Origin of the sequence: Streptomyces sp. NPDC057486 (assembly GCF_042802415.1) — a bacterium.
In the GTDB taxonomy this organism is placed as follows: Bacteria; Actinomycetota; Actinomycetes; order Streptomycetales; family Streptomycetaceae; genus Streptomyces; species Streptomyces yanii.
In genome coordinates this window covers 1-17,293 of record NZ_JBHVEE010000043.1, presented here as the reverse complement: position 1 = coordinate 17,293, position 17,293 = coordinate 1, and the positions used below count along the sequence as shown (strand labels likewise).

Genomic DNA, 17,293 nt, shown 5'->3' with positions numbered 1-17,293 from the left:
AGTGTCCGGACCCGTAGCCGTGGGACGTGCAGCCGCCACCGCCGATGTCGTCTGCCTCGGTGAGTCCATGGTGACGTTCCTGCCCTCGCAGCCCGGCCGCCTCGCCGACGTCCCGTCCTTCGGCCGTGCGATCGGAGGCGCCGAGTCCAACGTCGCCTGCGCTCTCGCGGCGGCGGGGCACCGCGCGAAGTGGGTCGGCCGGGTCGGTGCGGACGGGTTCGGCGACCACCTCGTCGACGCGATCGCGGCCTACGGGGTCGACACGTCGGCAGTCCGGCGCGACCCCGGCCGCCCCACCGGCATCTACTTCCGTACGGCGGCGGACCGGGCGACGGGTACCCATGAGGTCGCGTACTACCGGGCAGGGTCGGCGGCCTCCGCGATGTCCCCGGCGAACGTTCCGTACGAGGACCTGCTCGACGCGCGCATCCTGCACCTGACCGGCATCACGGCGGCCCTCTCCGCGGACTGCCTGTCGCTGCTCCGCTCCCTCACCGAGCCCCGCCCCGACCGCCCGTTGATCTCCTTCGACGTGAACCACCGCCCGCACCTGTGGCGCGCCGGCGACGAGGGACCGGGCGTGCTGCTCGACCTCGCGCGCCGCGCCGATCTCGTCTTCGTCGGTGAGGACGAGGCGGAGGAGGCCTGGGGGCTGCGGGGCGCCGACGCCATCCGTGCGGCGCTGCCGGAGCCGGCGGTGCTCGTGGTCAAGCGGGGGTCGGAGGGGGCGACGGTCTTCTCGGCGCGCCGCCCCGAACGCCGGACCGGCGGCCCGGGGGCTGCGCCTGCGACCTCCGACACCGTCACCACCGTCCCCGCGCTCCGCGTGGACGTCGTCGCCGCCGTCGGCGCGGGCGACGCCTTCGCCGCCGGTTTCCTCTCCGCCACCCTCCGCGAGCTCTCCGTCCGCGACAGCGTCCGCCACGGCCACCTCATGGCCGCCGCGGTCCTCACCGTCCCCGGCGACCTCACCGACCCGCCGGCCCGTGCCCACGCCGACGAACTCGTCGCTCTCGACGACGCCGCCTGGGGGAGACTTCGTCTCGGTCCCGGCTGGACGGCAGCCGACCGCGCCGGCATCGACCGGAGCCCGGCCCCGCAGGAGGTCCACCCGACATGAGCCAGACCGTCGACCGCGCACTGAGCATCCTTCCGCTCCTCGCCGAGGGTCCCGCCGACCTCGGCCAGGTCGCCGACCGCCTGGGCGTCCACAAGTCCACCGCGCTCCGCCTGCTCCGTACGCTGCACGAACACGGTTTCGTCTACCGCCAGCAGGACCAGCGCTACCGCCTCGGAGCCCGCCTCTTCGCCCTCGCGCAGGAGGCCGTCGAGAACCTCGACGTACGCGAGATCGCCCACCCCCACCTCGTCGAGCTCAACGCGCAGTGCGGGCACACCGTCCATCTCGCGGTGTACGAGGAGGAGGAAGTCCTCTACATCGACAAGGTCGAGAGCCGCTACCCGGTCCGGATGTACTCGCGGATCGGCAAGCCCGTCGCGATCACCGTCGCCGCCGTCGCCAAGCTGCTGCTCGCGGATCTGTCCGAGTCCGAACGGCGGGCGATCGCCGAGAAGCTCGACTACCCCATGTACACGTCCCGTTCGGTCCCGAACGCCGGTGCCTTCCTCAAGGAACTCGCCGTCGTCCGCGAACAGGGCTGGGCCACCGACCTCGGCGGCCACGAGGAGTCCATCAACTGCATCGGGGCCCCGATCCGCGGCGCGGACGGCCGTGTCGTCGCCGCCATGTCGGTCTCCGCACCCAATGTGGTGGTCACGGCCGAGGAACTCCTCACCCTGCTCCCGCTGGTGCGCCGCACCGCCGACACCATCAGCCGGGAGTACTCCGGCACCACCCAACCCAAGAAAGCCTGAACCGCGATGACCGAGAAGACCGCCCTCACCCCCAGCACCCACACCACGCCCCCCGCCAAGTTCTCGCACGGCGTGAAGAAGGGGAACATCCTCCAGGTCGCCGGCCAGGTCGGCTTCCTGCCCGCCGTCGAGGGCCAGGCCCCCACCCCGGCCGGCCCGACGCTGCGCGAGCAGACCCTCCAGACGTTCGCCAACGTCAAGGCGATCCTGGAGGAGGGCGGCGCGAGCTGGGACGACGTGATGATGATGCGCGTCTATCTCACGGACGTGGACCACTTCGCGGAGATGAACGAGATCTACAACGCCTACTTCGGCGAGCAGAACCTCAAGGAGGCCCCTGCCGCCCGTACGACGGTGTACGTCGGCCTTCCCAAGGGCCTGCTGATCGAGATCGACGCGCTCGCCGTCCTGAGCTGAACGATCCGCGGCTGATCCGCTGGCCCCACCGCACCACCACGCCGTACGGCACGGCGCCCCGCACCGCGTGGGCGCCGTGCCGCGCACCGCCCTGCCCGAAAATCCTGTCCGCAACGGAGTTGCCCATGCTGCTCGCCGCCACCCCACAGCCGGTCGAGACGCCACCCCACCGTGCGGCGCGTCGGGCGGCGTCGCCCCTGCGCCACCGCCCGGCCTCCGCCGTCGACCATGCAGCAGCGCCACCGGGGGAGCGGCGGCGCTGCTGGTCAAGGGCTGGTGCCGGGAACACCGGGGTGATGGGTTACGGCAGGCCGTGGACGTGCGGGGCCACCGCGTTCGACCAGGCGTTGCCCGACTTGGCGTCCCAGTTGGTGGACCAGGTCATGGCTCCGCGGATACCCGGGTAGGTCTTCGCGGGCTTGAAGGTGCCGCAGTTGGTGCCCGAGGCGAGGCAGTCCAGGGCCGCGTTCACGATGGACGGGGAGACGTAGCCGCTGCCCGCGCCGCTCGTGGAGGCGGGGACGCCGAGGCCGACCTGCGACGGGGCGAGGCCGCCCTCCAGCTGGATGCACGCGAGTGCGGTGAGGAAGTCGACCGAGCCCTGCGAGTAGACCTTGCCGTCGCAGCCGAGCATCGAACCGCTGTTGTAGTACTGCATGTTGACGACGGTCAGGATGTCCTTGACGGCGAGTGCCGTCTTGAAGTATTCGCCCGAGGTCGACTGCATGTCGATGGTCTGCGGGGCCATCGTGATGACGAGACCGGATCCGGCTTTCTGCGAGAGCGAGCGCAGCGCCTTCGTCATGTAGGTGGAGTTGAGGCCGTTCTCCAGGTCGATGTCGACGCCGTTGAAGCCGTACTCCTGGATCAGCGCGTAGACGGAGTCGGCGAAGTTGGTGGCGGACGCGTCGCTGTTGACGGAGACGGATCCCTTCTCGCCGCCGACCGAGATGATGACGTTCTTCCCGGCCGCCTGCTTGGCCTTGATGTCGGCCTTGAACCGGTCGACGGTGTAGCCGTTCAGGCCTGCCGTGTCCAGGTTGAAGGTGACGGCGCCGGGTGTGGTCGTGGCGTCGGCGAAGGAGACCGCGATGATGTCGTAGTTGGCGGGCACGTCGCTGAGCTTCTGCACGGTCGCGCCGTTGTTGAAGTTCTGCCAGTAGCCGGTCACCGCGTGCTTGGGGACGGAGGTGCCGGGGTCGGTGCCGCCGCCGCCGGAGGTGGCCGTGCGCCCGCTGACCGTCGAGGACTTGACGGACTCACCGGCCGCGTTGGTGGCGGTCACCGCGAACTGGTACGCAGTGTCGGCGGCCAGCCCCGTGACCGTCGCCGAGGTCCCGGTGGACGTGGTGACCTTCGTACCGTCCCTGTAGACCGAGTAGCCCGTCGCACCGGACACCGCGTTCCAGGACAGGGCGATGGAGGAGGACGTGGTCGTGCCGACGGTGAGACCGGCGGGAGCGGCCGGGACCGTCGGCGCGGGGTCGGTGCCGCCGCCGCCGTCGGGGCCGGTGACGGAGATGTCGTCGGCGAGGTAGGCGGCCTGCCCGTACCAGCCGTGGAGGTACACGGTCACCGAGGTGGTGCTCGGGCCGGTCGTGAAGCCGGTGGAGAGCTTGGTCCAGCTGCTGGAGTCGGGGGACCAGGTCGACACGTCGGTCGTTCCGGTGCCGGTCACGCCGATGTACGCGTATCCGCCCTGTACCCAGCCGCTGAGCGCGTACGTGGAGTTCGGTTTCACGGCCACGGTCTGTGTGCACCGGGCGTTGTCCTGGCCGGCCGGGGTCGCCTTCAGAGCCGCGGCGCCGCCGTGCACGGGGGAGGAGACCGTGGTTCCGCTGCCGCCCGAACAGGTCCAGTTGGCGAGTCCGGACTCGAAGCCCGCGTTCTTGGCGACGTTGACGTCGGCCGCCTGGGCGGTGCCGACGAGGCCGGTGGCGGTCAGCGCGCCGGCGGCGACAACGGCCATGCCCGCGCCGAGGAGCGGGCGGGTGTGACCTCTTCTGTGCCGGGTGCCGGGTGAACGTTCCACTTGCTGCCTCCGTGGGGGAGTGGGGGATGCCTGGAGTGGTGCCTGGGGGTGCCGGCGAGTGTCGGGGTAGGACACGGGGGTGTTGCGGGGGTGGAGCGGAGGTGGGACGAGGAAGGGTGACCACCGCTGGGCGATAAGTTGGTCCAGACCAATCGAGTTGTCAAGACCTCTGGCGGCAACGGCTTTGGGTGACGGGCTTCGTGGCCGTGGTGGGCGCGACGCAATCGCGAGGTTCAGTGGTCCGTACCGCCGCCGGTCGAAGTCGCCCGGAGGCAGCCTCCGTTGACGCTTTCCGGTGAACTTTTCGGGCACAGTTCGAGCACTCTCGCGGGTGGGCGGGCCGAGATCGTCGGACAGTGACCGAGACCAGACTCGGAGCCTGCCGTCGATCGCCGGAGATCCATTCTGACGTGCGGATACGAATTCTGAACATCGGGAATCGGAACGGAGTCCAGTAACCCTCCGCAGTGGTACGGAAGTTAACGAGTCTGGGTTTGGTCCGATTTCGCACCGGTGCGTTGCGGGCGGGTCGCCCCCGCACCGCGCGCACCTTGTCGTACTGGCCTCCGAAAAGTGTTCTCTGGCTGGTAAGACGTGGATAAAGTGCTGACGCAGAAGCACGGAGCAGGAGCGATTGCGGCCGTTGTCGTGACGACAACGGCCGGAGCCGAACGGGGAACCAGCGTGCCGACCGCAATAACAGTGACCAGTGCTGATCTCGTGCTGCCGCCGACCGACCAGCAGACACCGACAGCCGCTCTACTCCGGGCTCCGGAAGACCAGACCATGGACCAGGCGATCGGCGACATGCATGTGCTGCTGGAGCAGCACGGGTATGTCGTCGCCATCTACTCGGCCAACCTGCCGATCGCCCATGAGCGCAGGATGCACTCCGTCAGATCTGTCCTGGAGAGTGACCGGATCGCCCTGCTCAAGGTGGATCTGCCGCCGTTGGGCATCGCCGTACTGGTGCGTCAGCTACGTCAGTTGTCGATCTGCGACTTCAGTCCGGGAGTGGTGGCATCCGCCGCTCGGCTGCTGCCCCACTACATCCACGCCGGCGCCCTGCTGAACTCCGTCACCAAGCTGGACCGGGTTCCGGTCAGCCTGAAGACGCATGCCAAGTCCTGGGTCCCGGGGTCCCAGTTCGCTGTACTTGCGGGCCCGGACCCGCAACTCATCAAGGTCGGTCCGACCGTCAAACCTCTGGACGGCCCCGAATTCGCGACGGATCTGCTGGTCGCCAAGGGGCAGTCGCAGTCCGAGTGGGTGCAACAGACCTTGGCCCCCGCATGGAAGGTCCAGGCCATTCATGAGGCCGCCCTGCCTTCCGATTCCCCCGGCTGGTGGGGGACCGGAAAGCTGGTGGAATTTGCGGCTTATCTTCCGGATATCTCCGTGCTGTACCAACTCGTCGCCTCGGTAAGGCGGGAGATCTGCCACTGGTGCGGAATGGAGCTCATCGGGGACCGTTGCGGATTCTGTACGTCACCGCTTCACGCTCCCGAGAACCGAATGCCTTCCAACGGTGTCCTGAGCCAGGGGGCACCTGCACCACCGGGCTCCTAGCGCCCCCCGGATTCCTCCGCAGTCGCATATAAATGCTTCCCGCTCCCCGATGACCGCTCATGCGCCCCGCTCTTCGACCACCGCTCTTCGACCACCGCTCTTGAGCTCCGCTCCTCGACCACCGCTCCTGAGCCCCGTTCTCTGCCACCGCTCTTCGACCACCGCTCTTGAGCTCCGCTCCTCGACCACCGCTCCTGAGCCCCGCTCTCTGTCATCCGCAATCCCCGTCAAGCTGCGCACAAGGCCCATAGAGAGGTCTACGCGCAGATACAGACGCAGATTCAGACATAAACCGAGTCACCGCACACCCTTCTGTCAGCTGCCCCACGCATCCATACGAACGAGGTTGTCCGGCCCATGAACTCCCGCCAGCGCCGCGGCGTGATACTCCTGCTCCTGTCGGTCCTGTGCGCCTTCGGCGCCTTCGCCGGGGTGCTCTCGGTGATCAGCGACGTCAACTCGAAGGTCGGACCAGAGGTCTCCGCCTACCAGTTGAAGGCCGACGTCGCCCCCTATACGGCGCTGTCCACCGGCCAGTTCAAAAAGATCACGATGCCGAAGCGCTGGCTCTCGACCAACGCCGTGACCGACCTCTCCGAGGTCAACGGCAAGATCGCCGTCACCCAGCTGCGCAAGGGCTCGCTGCTGCAGTCGGACATGATGCAGAAGCGCCCCGAACTGCAGCCCGGTGAGCAGGAGATCGCCATCATGATCGACGCCGCGACCGGTGTCGCGGGCAAGATCACCGCCGGTGCGACGGTCAACATCTATGCCACCTTCGCCGGGGAACGGGACGGCGCGGCGTCCCAGTCGAAGGTCATCGTCTCCAACGCCAAGGTCCTGGACGTCGGCAAGCTGACCGCCCTGGAGCCGGGCCGGGACGCCAAGTCGAACATGGGCACCGAGGCCGTCCCGATCACCTTCGCGCTCAACACGCTCGACACCCAGCGCGTCGCCTACGCCGAGTCCTTCGCGGAGCACGTACGCCTTGCGCTCCTCGCCTCCGGCAGCGACAGCACCATCCGCCCGGGCGACCGCACCTACACGCTCGACAAGGACAAGTGAGGATCGAATGACCACGAGGATCCTCCCGGCGGTCGGCGACCCCGACGCGGCCAGATCCGTCACCACCCTGCTCAGCCAGCTCCCCGACGCCGAGCCAGGGGCTCCCGTCGGCGACTCGACGCAACTGATCGACACCCTCGCCCGGCTCGCGGGCGAGTCCCTCGACGAACTGCCCGAGGTCGTGCTGGTCCATGAGCGGATCGGCCCGGTGCCGGCTCTGGAACTGATCCGGGAGGTCTCGCTGCGCTTCCCCGCCATCGGGGTCGTGCTGATCACCGCCGACGCCAGCCCCGGCCTGTTCGCCGCGGCAATGGAGTCCGGCGCCCGCGGCCTGGTCACTCTCCCGCTGAGTTACGAGGAGCTGGTCAACCGGGTCCAGTCCGCCGCCCAGTGGTCGGTCGGAGTACGTCGCCATCTGGGCACCGGAGGCGATGTCTTCACCGGCCCCGGCGGCACGGTCGTCACGGTCAGCGGCGCCAAGGGCGGGGTGGGCGCCACCGTCACAGCGGTCCAGCTCGCCCTGGCCTCCCAGGCGTCGGGCCGTACGGTCGCTCTCGTCGACATGGACCTCCAGGCCGGCGACATCGCCTCGTACCTCGATGTGCAGTTCCGGCGCTCCATCGTCGACCTGGCGGCGATCACCGACATCTCGCCCCGCGTCCTGTCCGACGCCGTGTTCAGCCACAGCTCCGGCCTCGCCCTGCTGCTGGCGCCCGGCGAGGGCGAACGCGGGGAGGAGGTCAGCGACCGGTCGGCCCGCCAGATCGTCAGCGCCCTGCGGTCGCGGTACGAGGTCGTGGTCATCGACTGCGGCAGCCAGCTCCAGGGCGCGAACGCGGCGGCCATCGAAATGGCGGACGTGGCGCTGCTGGTCACCACTCCAGACGTGATCGCGGTGCGCGGCGCGAAGCGCACCGTGCGGATGTGGGACCGGCTGCAGATCCGCAAGGCGGAGGAGACACTGACCCTCGTCAACCGGTTCATCCGCAACACCGAGATCCAGCCCCCGCTGATCGAGAAGATCACCGGGACCCGGATGGCGAACACGGCCGTCCCCGCGAACTTCAAGGAGCTCCAGGGCGCCGTCGACGCGGGGCGGATGCATGAACTCGATGCCAAGAGCACGGTGAAGCAGGCGCTGTGGGGCCTGGCCGGAGAACTGGGGATCGTGAAGGTCCCCGAAAACGCGGACAAGCGCGGCAAGTTCAAGAACGACCGAGGCTCGATCGGACGCCCGCGCAGACGGCGCGACGGCGACACCGGGGGCCGTGCGACGACCGAGGAGGCACGTTGAGCCATGGTGACCACCGAGATGAACGGCCCGGAGATACGGGAAACACAGGGAATACGGGGACGGCGTTACCGCACGGCCGACCGTGAGCACGACGGCTGCCGCGCCACGGGGCGGGACCGTGACCGCGGGCAGACCGCCATCGAGTTCCTGGGCGTCACACCGCTGATCATCCTGCTGATGATCGCGCTGTGGCAGTGCGCGCTGATCGGCTACACGTTCTCCCTGGCGGGGAACTCGGCGGACGAGGCCGCCCACAAGGGCGCCATCTCCGGCGGTCTGCGCGCACAGGCATGCAGGCAGGTCGCCACCGAGCACCTTCCGAAGGCATGGCGGGAGAAGTCCAGGACGACGTGCCGCTCCTCGTCTGACATGTACAGGGCCGAGGTCAAGCTCAAGGTGCCGGTCCTGGTGCCCGGTGTCCTGAACTGGCCCTTCCACGTCACCGGCAACGCCGCCGCACCGCTGGAGGGCTGAGCGATGAACACACGCACGCACACACCCGCACGCACCACCCGCCGCCGCGACCGCGGTCAGGTCGCCATCGAGTACATGGGCTTCATCCCGCTGCTGCTCCTGGTCGGCCTCCTCGCGATCCAGATGGGCCTTGCCGCGTACGCCGCCAACCAGGCGGGCACCGGCGCCCGTGCGGGAGCCCGCCTGTCCAGCATGTCCGCCAGCGGGTCCGACTGCGCGGGGGCGGGCAGGGACGCGATGAGCGACTGGACCGCGAACAGGGCCCACTTCTGGGCGAAGCCCTCCTTCGACGAGGTCACCTGCACCGTCCGCGTCAAGGTGCCGCGCATTATTCCCGGCGTCGACATCTGGGGCTGGGCCGAACGGAGCTCCACGATGCCCCGCACCTGACCCCCCCCCAGCGCGCCGCACGTACGGCTGAGGCCCCACCGGTAAGCCAGAACGAGGAGTTACGGACATGAGTCTGCGGGCACGCGTCACCGCCCCCGAGAAGCACAGCGGGGCGAGGGAGGACGGCCATATGGTCGCCACCTACCGCGCCAAGCTGCTCGAAGAGATCGACCTGGCGGAGATGTCCTCGCTCGCCGCGGCCGACCGGCGGGCTCGGCTGGAGCGCGTCCTCAGCCACATCATCAGCCGTGAGGGACCGGTCCTCTCGACCGTCGAACGCACGCAACTGATCCGCCGGGTCGTCGACGAGGCTCTCGGCCTCGGCATCCTGGAACCGCTCCTCGAGGACGCGTCCATCACCGAGATCATGGTGAACGGACCGGACCAGATCTTCGTCGAGCGCAGCGGCAAGGTCGAGCAGCTCCCGATGCGCTTCGGTTCGCACGAGCAGCTGATGCAGACCATCGAGCGCATCGTGTCGACCGTCAACCGCCGGGTGGACGAGTCGAATCCGATGGTCGACGCACGCCTGCCCAGCGGCGAGCGTGTCAATGTGATCATCCCGCCGCTCTCGCTGTCCGGTGCGACGCTCACCATCCGACGCTTCCCGCGGGCCTTCACGCTCCAGGAGATGATCAACATCGGTTCGCTCGACGAGCAGATGCTGATCCTGCTCTCCGGGCTCGTCCAGGCCAAGCTCAACGTCATCGTCTCCGGGGCCACCGGCACGGGAAAGACGACGCTGCTCAACGCTCTCTCCGGGCTCATCCCGGACAGGGAGCGCATCGTCACCATCGAGGACTCCGCCGAGCTCCAGCTCCAGCAGAGCCACGTGATCCGCCTGGAGTCCCGCCCGGCGAACGTCGAGGGCAAGGGCCAGATCACCATCCGTGACCTGGTCCGCAACTCCCTGCGTATGCGCCCCGACCGGATCGTCGTCGGTGAGGTCCGTGGCGGCGAATCGCTCGACATGCTCCAGGCGATGTCGACCGGTCACGACGGCTCGCTCGCCACCGTCCACGCCAACAACGCCGAGGACGCGCTCATGCGTCTGCAGACCCTGGCGTCGATGTCCGAGATCAAGATCCCGTTCGAGGCCCTGCACGACCAGATCAACAGCGCCGTCGATGTCATCGTCCAGCTCACCCGGCACGCCGACGGCTCCCGCAAGGTCACCGAGATCGCCGTCCTCGACTCGCACGGTCGCGACCCCTACCGCATCGTGACCGTCGCCCGGTTCAACGCCCAGCCTATGGCCGCCGACGGGCGGATCTACGGCGAGTTCCAGTACCTCCCGATCCCACGCAAGATCGCCGACCGTCTCTACATGGCCAGCCAGCCCATCCCGCAGGCCTTCGGAGTCGCCGCGTCCGCCGAACAGCTCGCCACCCGAGAGGCCAACTAGGTACCTGTGCCATGACAAATCTTCCTCTTCTCACGATCGGTGTCACGCTGCTCTGCGGCGTGACGGGCGTCATGGGTCTGCACGCCTACTCCGGCGGGAAGGCCGACCAGGAAGCGCTGGTCGACCGGCTGTCGCACACCGGTCAGATCCCCGAGGCAGGGCGCCACCGCCGCTTCCGGGGCGTCGACCGCAGGCTGCGCAAGACCGGACTGGGCCGCAAGCTCGAACTGAAACTGGCGGCCACCGGACTCGAGATCACGCCGGGCGAATTCTTCGTCTACGCGCTCGCCGCGATGGCCGCACTGTGGATGATCGCCTCGTCGATCCTCGCCAGCTTCTTCGGTCCGGTCGCGGCACTCGTCGGCCTCTGGGGCACCAACGCCTTCCTGAACTGGCAGCGGACCAAGCGCACCGAACGCTTCATCAACCAGCTCCCCGAACTCGCCCGCATCCTCGCCAACGCCACCCAGGCAGGGCTCGCGCTCCGCACGTCCATCAGCATGGCGGCGGACGAGATGGAGGACCCGGCGGGCGAGGAGCTGGCCCGGGTCGCCCGCCGCCTCGCCGTCGGTGAATCCCTCGACGACGCGCTGAGCGAACTGACCGACCGGCTGCCGTCGCGCGAACTCGTCGTCCTCGTGACGACCCTTGTGCTGTCCAACCGGGCCGGCGGTACGGTCGTCAGCTCCCTGCGCAACCTCACCGAGACGCTGGAGGAGCGCAAGGAGACCCGGCGCGAGGTCAAGACCCAGCTCTCCCAGGTCACGGTCACCGCCTACGCCGTCCCCATCTTCGGACTCGGCGCCATGCTCCTGATGAATGCGGTGATGCCCGGTGCACTCGACCGCATGACCGGAGCCTTCATCGGCCAGGTCGCAGTGGTCATCTCCATCGCCCTGTACGCGATCGGATTCATCGTGATCCGCCGCCTGTCCCGGATCGACGTCTGATGGGCGGAGGGAACATGGACCTGCTCCTCGCAGGCGTCGTAGGGCTCGCGGTGTTCGGAGCCATTGCCGGTATCCGCATGTACCGGGCCGACGCCAAACTCCCCGGAGACCTCGCGATTGCCCTGGAGGTAGGTGCCACCCGCACCAACGCGGTGGGTTCCGGCATCGACCGCATGGGCATGCGCTGGGCCCCCATGGTGCTGCGGATGATGGGCCCCAAGGCGGTCAACAAGAAGCGCCGCCAGATCGACATGGCGGGCAACCCGGGCGGTCTGACCATCGACCGCTACGCCGCCCGCCGCTTCGTCTACGGCGCCCTCGGCGCGTTCGGTGCGCTCACGATGCTGATGCGCGGTCAGCTCTTTCTCGCCATTGTGCTGATCGCCTTCGGCCTGTTCTGGTCCGAGGTCGGCATCCTGGCGGCGGTTCGCATCCGCAGGGACCACATCGACCGGACGCTCCCCGACTTCCTCGACGTCCTCGCCGTCGTCGTCTCTGCCGGCCTCGGTTTCCGCCAGGCGCTCGGTCGTGTCGCAGAGAAGTACGAGGGTCCCTGGGCCGACGAACTCCGCATCACCCTGCGCCAGATGGACATGGGTGTGAGCCGCCGCGAGGCGTTCGAGCAGCTGCGCAAGCGCAACGACTCGGAACAGGTCGCGATGTTCGTGACCACGCTCCAGCAGGGTGAGGAGCTCGGTGCGCCGATCGTCGAGACGCTGATCCAGATCGCCAACGACATGCGGCGCACGGACGCCCAGAATGCCCGCAGGAAGGCGGCCAGGGCCGTACCCAAGGCGACCTTCGCGGTCACCACGTTCCTGCTCCCCGGGACGCTCGTGCTGCTGACGGTCGGTTTCGTCTACGGAGCCAACGTCGACTTCAGCTTCCTCACGGGCGGATGACATGGACGGCGGAGTCGATGACCACGATCCACGGAGGAGGTGACAGGCACATGTCGTTCCCACTCGGCAGCGCGCAGACAGGACTGGCGTCGGACGTACGCCAGGCGATCGCCGACCCCGGGCCTCGCCCGGCGTTCGCGATCCAGCTCAACGCGCTCCAGGCGATGTGCCGGCAGGTCTTCGGATTCCGGCTGGCCATGATCGGTATGGCAACCCCGTTCGCAATCGCGCACACCGCACCGGGACCGGCCACCTGGCTGATCGGCTCGGCGATCCTCGTCACCTTCATGGGCTCGTACGTCCTCTTCCGCGACTGGGAGCGCTTCGGCCCCGTCCTGCTCCGCCACCCCTGGCTGCTCGGTATAGACGCAGTGTTCGGTGCCCTGCTGCTGATCACCGCCACGCCCGAGTCCACCCTCGCGTACGTCACCGTCTGCACCCCGCTGCTGGCCGGACTCGTCTATGGCTGGCGGGGCGCGGCGGTCTTCGCGGCGCTCCAAACGCTGATCGTCTTCGGCGTGTACGGCACCGATCCGAAACTGGAGCCCGCCGACGCTACGGCGTTTCTCCTTCCGGGCTTCTGTGTGATCGCGGGCGCCGTCGGGGTCACTCTGCGCAATCTGCTCCTGCGCTTCGGCGCCGCCAGCCAGGCGCTCACCGAGACCCGGGCACGGCTCGCGGTGAACGAGGCAGTGGAGGGCGAGCGCACCCGGCTCGCCCGGGAGATGCACGACTCGGTGGCCAAGACCCTGCACGGTCTGGCGCTGGCAGCCGACGGTCTGGCCAGCTCCTCCGACCGGATGGATCCGCTCACCGTCAAGCACCAGGCAGAACTGGTCGCACGCTCCGCCCGCCGGGCAGCGGCGGAATCGCGGGAACTCCTCTCCGACCTGCGCCGTGAGTCCGGACTCGACGGGGGAGTGGACGTGGTCGGCGAGCTCCGCGCCCGCGCGGACGACTTCACCCGCCGCCACGGACTCACGGCCATCTTCCGGATGCTCAACGAGGACCCGGTCCCGTCCGTGCCGCATGTGGTCGCCCGCCAGCTGCTCACGGTCGCCTCCGAAGCGATGGAGAACGCCCATCGCCATGCCCACCCCACCTATCTCGTCGTGCTCGCAGGTGTGAAGGGCGATGTCCTGCGCATCAGCGTGTACGACGACGGGCGCGGCCTGCCCCCGGGCACGACGCTCGACGACCTCAGGCGCGCCGGCCACTTCGGTCTCGTCGGCATGGTCGAACGCGCCGCGTCCATCGGCGCCCGCATCCGCATCGGCAAGGGCAAGGCGGCCAAGGGCACCGAAGTACGCCTGGAACTCCCGGTGGCCGCTCTCGCTGCCGGTCCGGAAACACAGCAAGTGAACTGACCCGCTCCACCCCACCCTCACCCCCCATAGATCCTGAGAGGAGGTCGCAGAATGCCGGACGATGTCTCCCGCGCGTCGGGCCAGAACTGGGCGGCACAGAACCACACCTCCCAGCACACGTCCTCGCACCTCACCCCGCTCAACTCGGAGCTCAGCTCCTCCGGGTTCCCCGTCCCCCAGCAGCCCGCGGCATCCGAGGTCACACCTCCCTTCCCCGCAGCCCCGCCCCTGGCTCTCCCCAGCCCCCTGCGGGTCGTCGTCGCCGACGACAACCCCGTGGTCCGGGCCGGCCTGGGCGTGCTGCTCTCCGGCCGTGAGGACATCGAAGTCGTGGCGGAGGCCGTGGACGGCCGCCAGGCCTACGACATGGCCGTGCAGCACCGCCCGGACGTCGTCCTGCTCGACGTCCGCATGCCGGGCGTCGACGGCATCTCCGCGCTGCCGCACCTCGTGCGGGTCGCCCCCGTCATGATGCTGACCTACAGCCGCGAGAGCGAGATCGTCCACGAGGCGCTGCGGCTGGGCGCCGGTGGCTATCTGGTGCACGGCGAGTTCACGGCGGACCAACTGGTGCAGGCGGTCCGGGACACCAAGAGCGGCCGCGCCCACTTCACCGTGACCGCGGCGAACGCGCTCCTGGCCCATATGCGGCAGGGAACGGCACCACAGGGGCAACCTCTTCCGGAGGGGCTGGGGACGGCGCTGACCACGGGCGTCCCCTACCCGAGGCCCGGATACGACGGACCCCCGGCGGGCGTGGCGCAGCAGGACGGTGCGCATGCACATGGTTCGGGGCCCGAAATGGTCCCACCTGCGCCGCAACCGGGCCGAACCGCTCAGGGTCTTTCGCATCTGCAATCGGTTGTGGCACAGTCTTCACTGAGAGGGACGCCGGGAGCGGTACCCAACAGGCAGCAGTACGGGCTGAGTTCGCGGGAGGTGGAGGTCATGGAGCTGATCGCGTCCGGCATGAGCAATCAGCAGATCGCCGCCACCTGCTTCATCAGCGAGAAGACGGTCAAGAACCACATCAACCGCATCTTCACCAAGCTCCACAGTGGCAGCCGCAGCGAGGCGATCGCCCGCTGGCTCGGCACGGCCCCGACGGGTGGGCCCGGCGCGCGGGGGACTGGTGGTCGTGGCTGAGGTGAAGGGCAGGACACCGGACAGAAGTGCGGGCCTCGGGACCCAACTCCCCTTTTGGGCCCGGGAATGGGCCCTGGGACCCTCTGGTGGACAGGGCGTGCCGCCGTATGTTTCTCATGTCGCCAGCGGGACCGGCCAGGAGGAAGCCGGTACCGCGGGTGGCACCACAGAAACGTGCGAGTCGGCCGGCTACCGGTCGGCCGAACCCGGAGGGGAACACCATGTCGAACATCACCCTGAAGACCGCCGTCCGCGTCAACGGCTGGGCCAACACTGCCGTCAGCAAGATCCAGAAGCGTTACGAGGCCAAGGACCGCGGCCAGACGGCCTTCGAGTACCTGGGCATCATCCTCGTGGTCGTGGCGATCATCGGTGCGATCGTGGCTACGGGTATCGGTGGTGCGATCTCGGCTCGGATCTCCGGCCTGGTGAACTCCATCACCGCGGGCTGATGATTGTCCGTCGACGCCGCGATTCAGGGCAGGCCTTCCCCATCTATGTAGTGATGGTGGCGGGCCTGCTCTTTCTCGCGTTGGCGTTCTTCGCTGTCGGTAAGGCTGCAGCCTTGCGCAATGGGGCCCAGGGTGCGGCGGACGCCGCCGCACTCGCCGCCGCCCAGCAGGCTCGTGAGGAGTTCGAGGCGCCGTTCCTCGCGTCACTTCCAGGGAACACGCTGGACCTGTACCTCCGCGCGCACCCCGTTGGCGGGTGCACTGCCGCTCAGGGCTATGCCGCAGCCAACGAGGCGGATCTCAAGCGCTGCTGGCCGATTCCTGGTGGCTACCGAGACCGGATCAAGGTCGAGGTCCAGGGACGCAAGGCGGTGGACTCGTCTGTGCTTCCCGGGTCGAAGAAGAAGGTCGCGACGGCCGAGGCGACTGCCGAGATCGAGTTCCGCTGCACTTGGAAGGCATTGGACTTCAATGATGACGGAGTCCAGGACTTGTACATCTTCAAGTGCGATGGCGGCGGGGTCGTCGAAATTGCACCTGGCAGCCCACCGCCCTGGTCCCAGGTGAGCAAGATTCTCTACGACGTGCACCTGATCGACGACTGACAGCGAACGACGACTAAAGGAATCAGAACCCATGAGCATTCGGCGCACCACCAAGTCCCGAAGGGTTGTGGCAGCTGTCTCACTGACAGCGGCATTGGCCCTGGCCGTCACCGGGTGCGGTGCTGACGACGGCGGTGGAAAGACGAAGGACACGGGTTCTGAGTCGTCCTCCTCGCCTTCCAAGTCCTCCGACGGGGACAAGGGGGCGAAGCAGGAGGACACTGCCGCCGGGGAGAAAGTGGACCCGAATGTGAAGCTCGCCGAGGCCAGGGGGCAGGACGGAGTCACGCTCGTCATCAATCAGGTGAAGCGCGACTCAGGTGGATTTGTCACAGTGCAAGGTGAGATCAAGAACGGGAGCGACAGGAACCAGCCCACCTCGGGCTGGGCCGGTACGGAGGCAGGAGTTGCTCCGCAGAACCCCAACTCGGTCGCTGGTGCTGCACTGATCGACAAGGTCGGGAAGAAGCGCTACTACGTTCTTCGGGACACCGATAACCGCTGCCTGTGCACGACAGGCATCCTGCCGCTTCAGCCGGGTAAGTCAACCTCCGTTTTCATGCAGTTCCCCGCGCCGCCCAGCAGCACGACCGAGGTCGACTTCATGCTCCCGACCTTTGCCACCACCTCGCTGAAGATCTCCGAGTGACGGCCGACATGACCCATACCCGTATGCACCGCAGGCCGCCGCGTCTCGCGGGACAGGTCATCGCGGCCACACTGCTGATGGCCAGCGTCACCATGCTGGGGGCCTCGCAGGCCGTTGCCGACGACGGTCCCAGCGTGCCGCCCGGCACCGAGGCGTCGTCGGTGCCACCCGTCAAGGTGGACGGCAACGACCCCGACCTCAAGATGGCCGAGGGGGCCACACTCGCCCCGGCGAAGGTCCTCGACATCATCCAGGTCGTCGAGGACCAGGGCGGCGAGGAGCGCCGCGAGGACAGCAACGCCAGCATCAAGTTCGCGCTCCAGGCGGAAGTCCTCTTCGGCAAGGACAGTGCGAAGCTGAGCGCCGCAGCCAAGTCCCGCATCGCAGCCGTCGCAGCCGAGATCAAGAAGCAGAACGCCACCAAGGTGCGCGTCTTCGGCTTCACCGACAATCTCGGGTCTGCCGCACACGGCGACGTGCTGTCCAAGCAGCGTGCCGACGCGGTGCACGGGGTGCTGGTCGAGTCGCTCGGATCGTCGATCACCTTCGAGATCCGCGGTTACGGCGAGCAGTACCCGATCGCCGACAACAGCACGGAAGAGGGCCGGAAGAAGAACCGGCGCGTGGAGGTGTCCTTCCCGCGCGGTAGCGCTTCCTGACCCAGCCGCGTACGCACGGGGCCCGGTACCGCGACTACCTCG

18 protein-coding genes are annotated in these 17,293 nt (G+C 68.4%); 17 read left to right on the top strand and 1 reads right to left on the bottom strand.

The genetic code is table 11. From position 1 onward, the window contains the following. The first annotated feature begins 1 nt into the window (after window position 1). From ACFU6I_RS20935 to ACFU6I_RS20925, 3 genes are read left to right on the top strand one after another with little or no spacing between them, the layout of a single operon-like run. On the top strand, window positions 2-1,120 hold the full coding sequence (locus ACFU6I_RS20935; protein WP_384368774.1) for a sugar kinase: 1,119 nt from the start codon (window positions 2-4) through the stop codon (window positions 1,118-1,120). Beyond that, window positions 1,117-1,875 (top strand): IclR family transcriptional regulator, encoded by a 759-nt coding sequence (locus tag ACFU6I_RS20930; protein WP_384368771.1) that lies wholly within the window; start codon window positions 1,117-1,119, stop codon window positions 1,873-1,875. Before ACFU6I_RS20935 ends, ACFU6I_RS20930 begins: the two co-directional genes overlap by 4 nt. A 6-nt stretch (window positions 1,876-1,881) precedes the next feature. After that, the gene (locus ACFU6I_RS20925; protein ID WP_277328058.1) at window positions 1,882-2,292 is read left to right on the top strand and encodes a RidA family protein; all 411 of its coding nucleotides are present in this window, start codon (window positions 1,882-1,884) and stop codon (window positions 2,290-2,292) included. A 301-nt stretch (window positions 2,293-2,593) separates the two neighbouring features. Here the strand turns inward: ACFU6I_RS20925 and ACFU6I_RS20920 are convergent, their stop codons facing one another. Continuing rightward, entirely contained in the window at window positions 2,594-4,324 is a 1,731-nt protein-coding gene (locus tag ACFU6I_RS20920) for a chitinase (RefSeq protein WP_384368768.1), read from the bottom strand. A gap of 702 nt (window positions 4,325-5,026) precedes the next feature. Here ACFU6I_RS20920 and ACFU6I_RS20915 point away from each other — a divergent pair. The 14 genes from ACFU6I_RS20915 (at window position 5,027) to ACFU6I_RS20850 (ending at window position 17,251) form a co-directional block, all read left to right on the top strand. Then, on the top strand, window positions 5,027-5,893 hold the full coding sequence (locus tag ACFU6I_RS20915; RefSeq protein ID WP_384368765.1) for a hypothetical protein: 867 nt from the start codon (window positions 5,027-5,029) through the stop codon (window positions 5,891-5,893). A gap of 357 nt (window positions 5,894-6,250) precedes the next feature. After that, a complete protein-coding gene (cpaB, locus tag ACFU6I_RS20910; protein WP_384368763.1) occupies window positions 6,251-6,958 on the top strand; it encodes a Flp pilus assembly protein CpaB in 708 nt (235 codons plus the stop codon). A gap of 7 nt (window positions 6,959-6,965) precedes the next feature. After that, window positions 6,966-8,252: a CpaE family protein gene (locus tag ACFU6I_RS20905; protein WP_384368760.1), complete on the top strand. Its 1,287-nt coding sequence runs from the start codon at window positions 6,966-6,968 to the stop codon at window positions 8,250-8,252. Window positions 8,253-8,255: 3 nt separating this feature from the next. Further along, entirely contained in the window at window positions 8,256-8,726 is a 471-nt protein-coding gene (locus ACFU6I_RS20900; RefSeq protein ID WP_384368757.1) for a TadE family protein, read from the top strand. Window positions 8,727-8,729: 3 nt separating this feature from the next. Further along, window positions 8,730-9,116 (top strand): TadE/TadG family type IV pilus assembly protein, encoded by a 387-nt coding sequence (locus ACFU6I_RS20895; RefSeq protein WP_384368755.1) that lies wholly within the window; start codon window positions 8,730-8,732, stop codon window positions 9,114-9,116. Window positions 9,117-9,183: 67 nt separating this feature from the next. Next, window positions 9,184-10,521 (top strand): CpaF family protein, encoded by a 1,338-nt coding sequence (locus ACFU6I_RS20890; RefSeq protein WP_037688583.1) that lies wholly within the window; start codon window positions 9,184-9,186, stop codon window positions 10,519-10,521. Between the two features lie 11 nt (window positions 10,522-10,532). After that, window positions 10,533-11,471 carry a type II secretion system F family protein gene (locus tag ACFU6I_RS20885; RefSeq protein ID WP_384368752.1) on the top strand — a complete coding sequence of 313 codons (939 nt, stop codon included), beginning with the start codon at window positions 10,533-10,535 and terminating at the stop codon, window positions 11,469-11,471. A 14-nt stretch (window positions 11,472-11,485) separates the two neighbouring features. Continuing rightward, window positions 11,486-12,373 carry a DUF5936 domain-containing protein gene (locus ACFU6I_RS20880; protein WP_384368749.1) on the top strand — a complete coding sequence of 296 codons (888 nt, stop codon included), beginning with the start codon at window positions 11,486-11,488 and terminating at the stop codon, window positions 12,371-12,373. Between the two features lie 50 nt (window positions 12,374-12,423). Beyond that, window positions 12,424-13,740, top strand: coding sequence for a sensor histidine kinase (locus ACFU6I_RS20875; protein WP_384368746.1), 1,317 nt, complete (start codon window positions 12,424-12,426; stop codon window positions 13,738-13,740). Between the two features lie 51 nt (window positions 13,741-13,791). Then, window positions 13,792-14,886 carry a response regulator gene (locus ACFU6I_RS20870; RefSeq protein ID WP_384368743.1) on the top strand — a complete coding sequence of 365 codons (1,095 nt, stop codon included), beginning with the start codon at window positions 13,792-13,794 and terminating at the stop codon, window positions 14,884-14,886. A gap of 221 nt (window positions 14,887-15,107) precedes the next feature. Next, window positions 15,108-15,338, top strand: a complete 231-nt coding sequence (locus tag ACFU6I_RS20865; protein ID WP_384368740.1) for a hypothetical protein — start codon at window positions 15,108-15,110, stop codon at window positions 15,336-15,338. After that, window positions 15,338-15,943, top strand: coding sequence for a pilus assembly protein TadG-related protein (locus ACFU6I_RS20860; RefSeq protein ID WP_384368737.1), 606 nt, complete (start codon window positions 15,338-15,340; stop codon window positions 15,941-15,943). Before ACFU6I_RS20865 ends, ACFU6I_RS20860 begins: the two co-directional genes overlap by 1 nt. Before the next feature lie 31 nt (window positions 15,944-15,974). Continuing rightward, window positions 15,975-16,592 carry a hypothetical protein gene (locus ACFU6I_RS20855; RefSeq protein ID WP_384368735.1) on the top strand — a complete coding sequence of 206 codons (618 nt, stop codon included), beginning with the start codon at window positions 15,975-15,977 and terminating at the stop codon, window positions 16,590-16,592. Window positions 16,593-16,615: 23 nt separating this feature from the next. Next, a complete protein-coding gene (locus ACFU6I_RS20850; RefSeq protein WP_384368895.1) occupies window positions 16,616-17,251 on the top strand; it encodes an OmpA family protein in 636 nt (211 codons plus the stop codon). Window positions 17,252-17,293 lie beyond the last annotated feature (42 nt).

What these genes read in the sequence shown, in the direction of transcription:
- ACFU6I_RS20930 (WP_384368771.1), top strand. Translation starts at nt 1,117, where the DNA reads ATGAGCCAGACCGTCGACCGCGCACTGAGCATCCTTCCGCTCCTCGCC.
- ACFU6I_RS20925 (WP_277328058.1), top strand. Translation starts at nt 1,882, where the DNA reads ATGACCGAGAAGACCGCCCTCACCCCCAGCACCCACACCACGCCCCCC.
- cpaB (WP_384368763.1), top strand. Translation starts at nt 6,251, where the DNA reads ATGAACTCCCGCCAGCGCCGCGGCGTGATACTCCTGCTCCTGTCGGTC.
- ACFU6I_RS20905 (WP_384368760.1), top strand. Translation starts at nt 6,966, where the DNA reads ATGACCACGAGGATCCTCCCGGCGGTCGGCGACCCCGACGCGGCCAGA.
- ACFU6I_RS20900 (WP_384368757.1), top strand. Translation starts at nt 8,256, where the DNA reads ATGGTGACCACCGAGATGAACGGCCCGGAGATACGGGAAACACAGGGA.
- ACFU6I_RS20895 (WP_384368755.1), top strand. Translation starts at nt 8,730, where the DNA reads ATGAACACACGCACGCACACACCCGCACGCACCACCCGCCGCCGCGAC.
- ACFU6I_RS20890 (WP_037688583.1), top strand. Translation starts at nt 9,184, where the DNA reads ATGAGTCTGCGGGCACGCGTCACCGCCCCCGAGAAGCACAGCGGGGCG.
- ACFU6I_RS20885 (WP_384368752.1), top strand. Translation starts at nt 10,533, where the DNA reads ATGACAAATCTTCCTCTTCTCACGATCGGTGTCACGCTGCTCTGCGGC.
- ACFU6I_RS20880 (WP_384368749.1), top strand. Translation starts at nt 11,486, where the DNA reads ATGGACCTGCTCCTCGCAGGCGTCGTAGGGCTCGCGGTGTTCGGAGCC.
- ACFU6I_RS20875 (WP_384368746.1), top strand. Translation starts at nt 12,424, where the DNA reads ATGTCGTTCCCACTCGGCAGCGCGCAGACAGGACTGGCGTCGGACGTA.
- ACFU6I_RS20870 (WP_384368743.1), top strand. Translation starts at nt 13,792, where the DNA reads ATGCCGGACGATGTCTCCCGCGCGTCGGGCCAGAACTGGGCGGCACAG.
- ACFU6I_RS20865 (WP_384368740.1), top strand. Translation starts at nt 15,108, where the DNA reads ATGTCGAACATCACCCTGAAGACCGCCGTCCGCGTCAACGGCTGGGCC.
- ACFU6I_RS20860 (WP_384368737.1), top strand. Translation starts at nt 15,338, where the DNA reads ATGATTGTCCGTCGACGCCGCGATTCAGGGCAGGCCTTCCCCATCTAT.
- ACFU6I_RS20855 (WP_384368735.1), top strand. Translation starts at nt 15,975, where the DNA reads ATGAGCATTCGGCGCACCACCAAGTCCCGAAGGGTTGTGGCAGCTGTC.
- ACFU6I_RS20850 (WP_384368895.1), top strand. Translation starts at nt 16,616, where the DNA reads ATGCACCGCAGGCCGCCGCGTCTCGCGGGACAGGTCATCGCGGCCACA.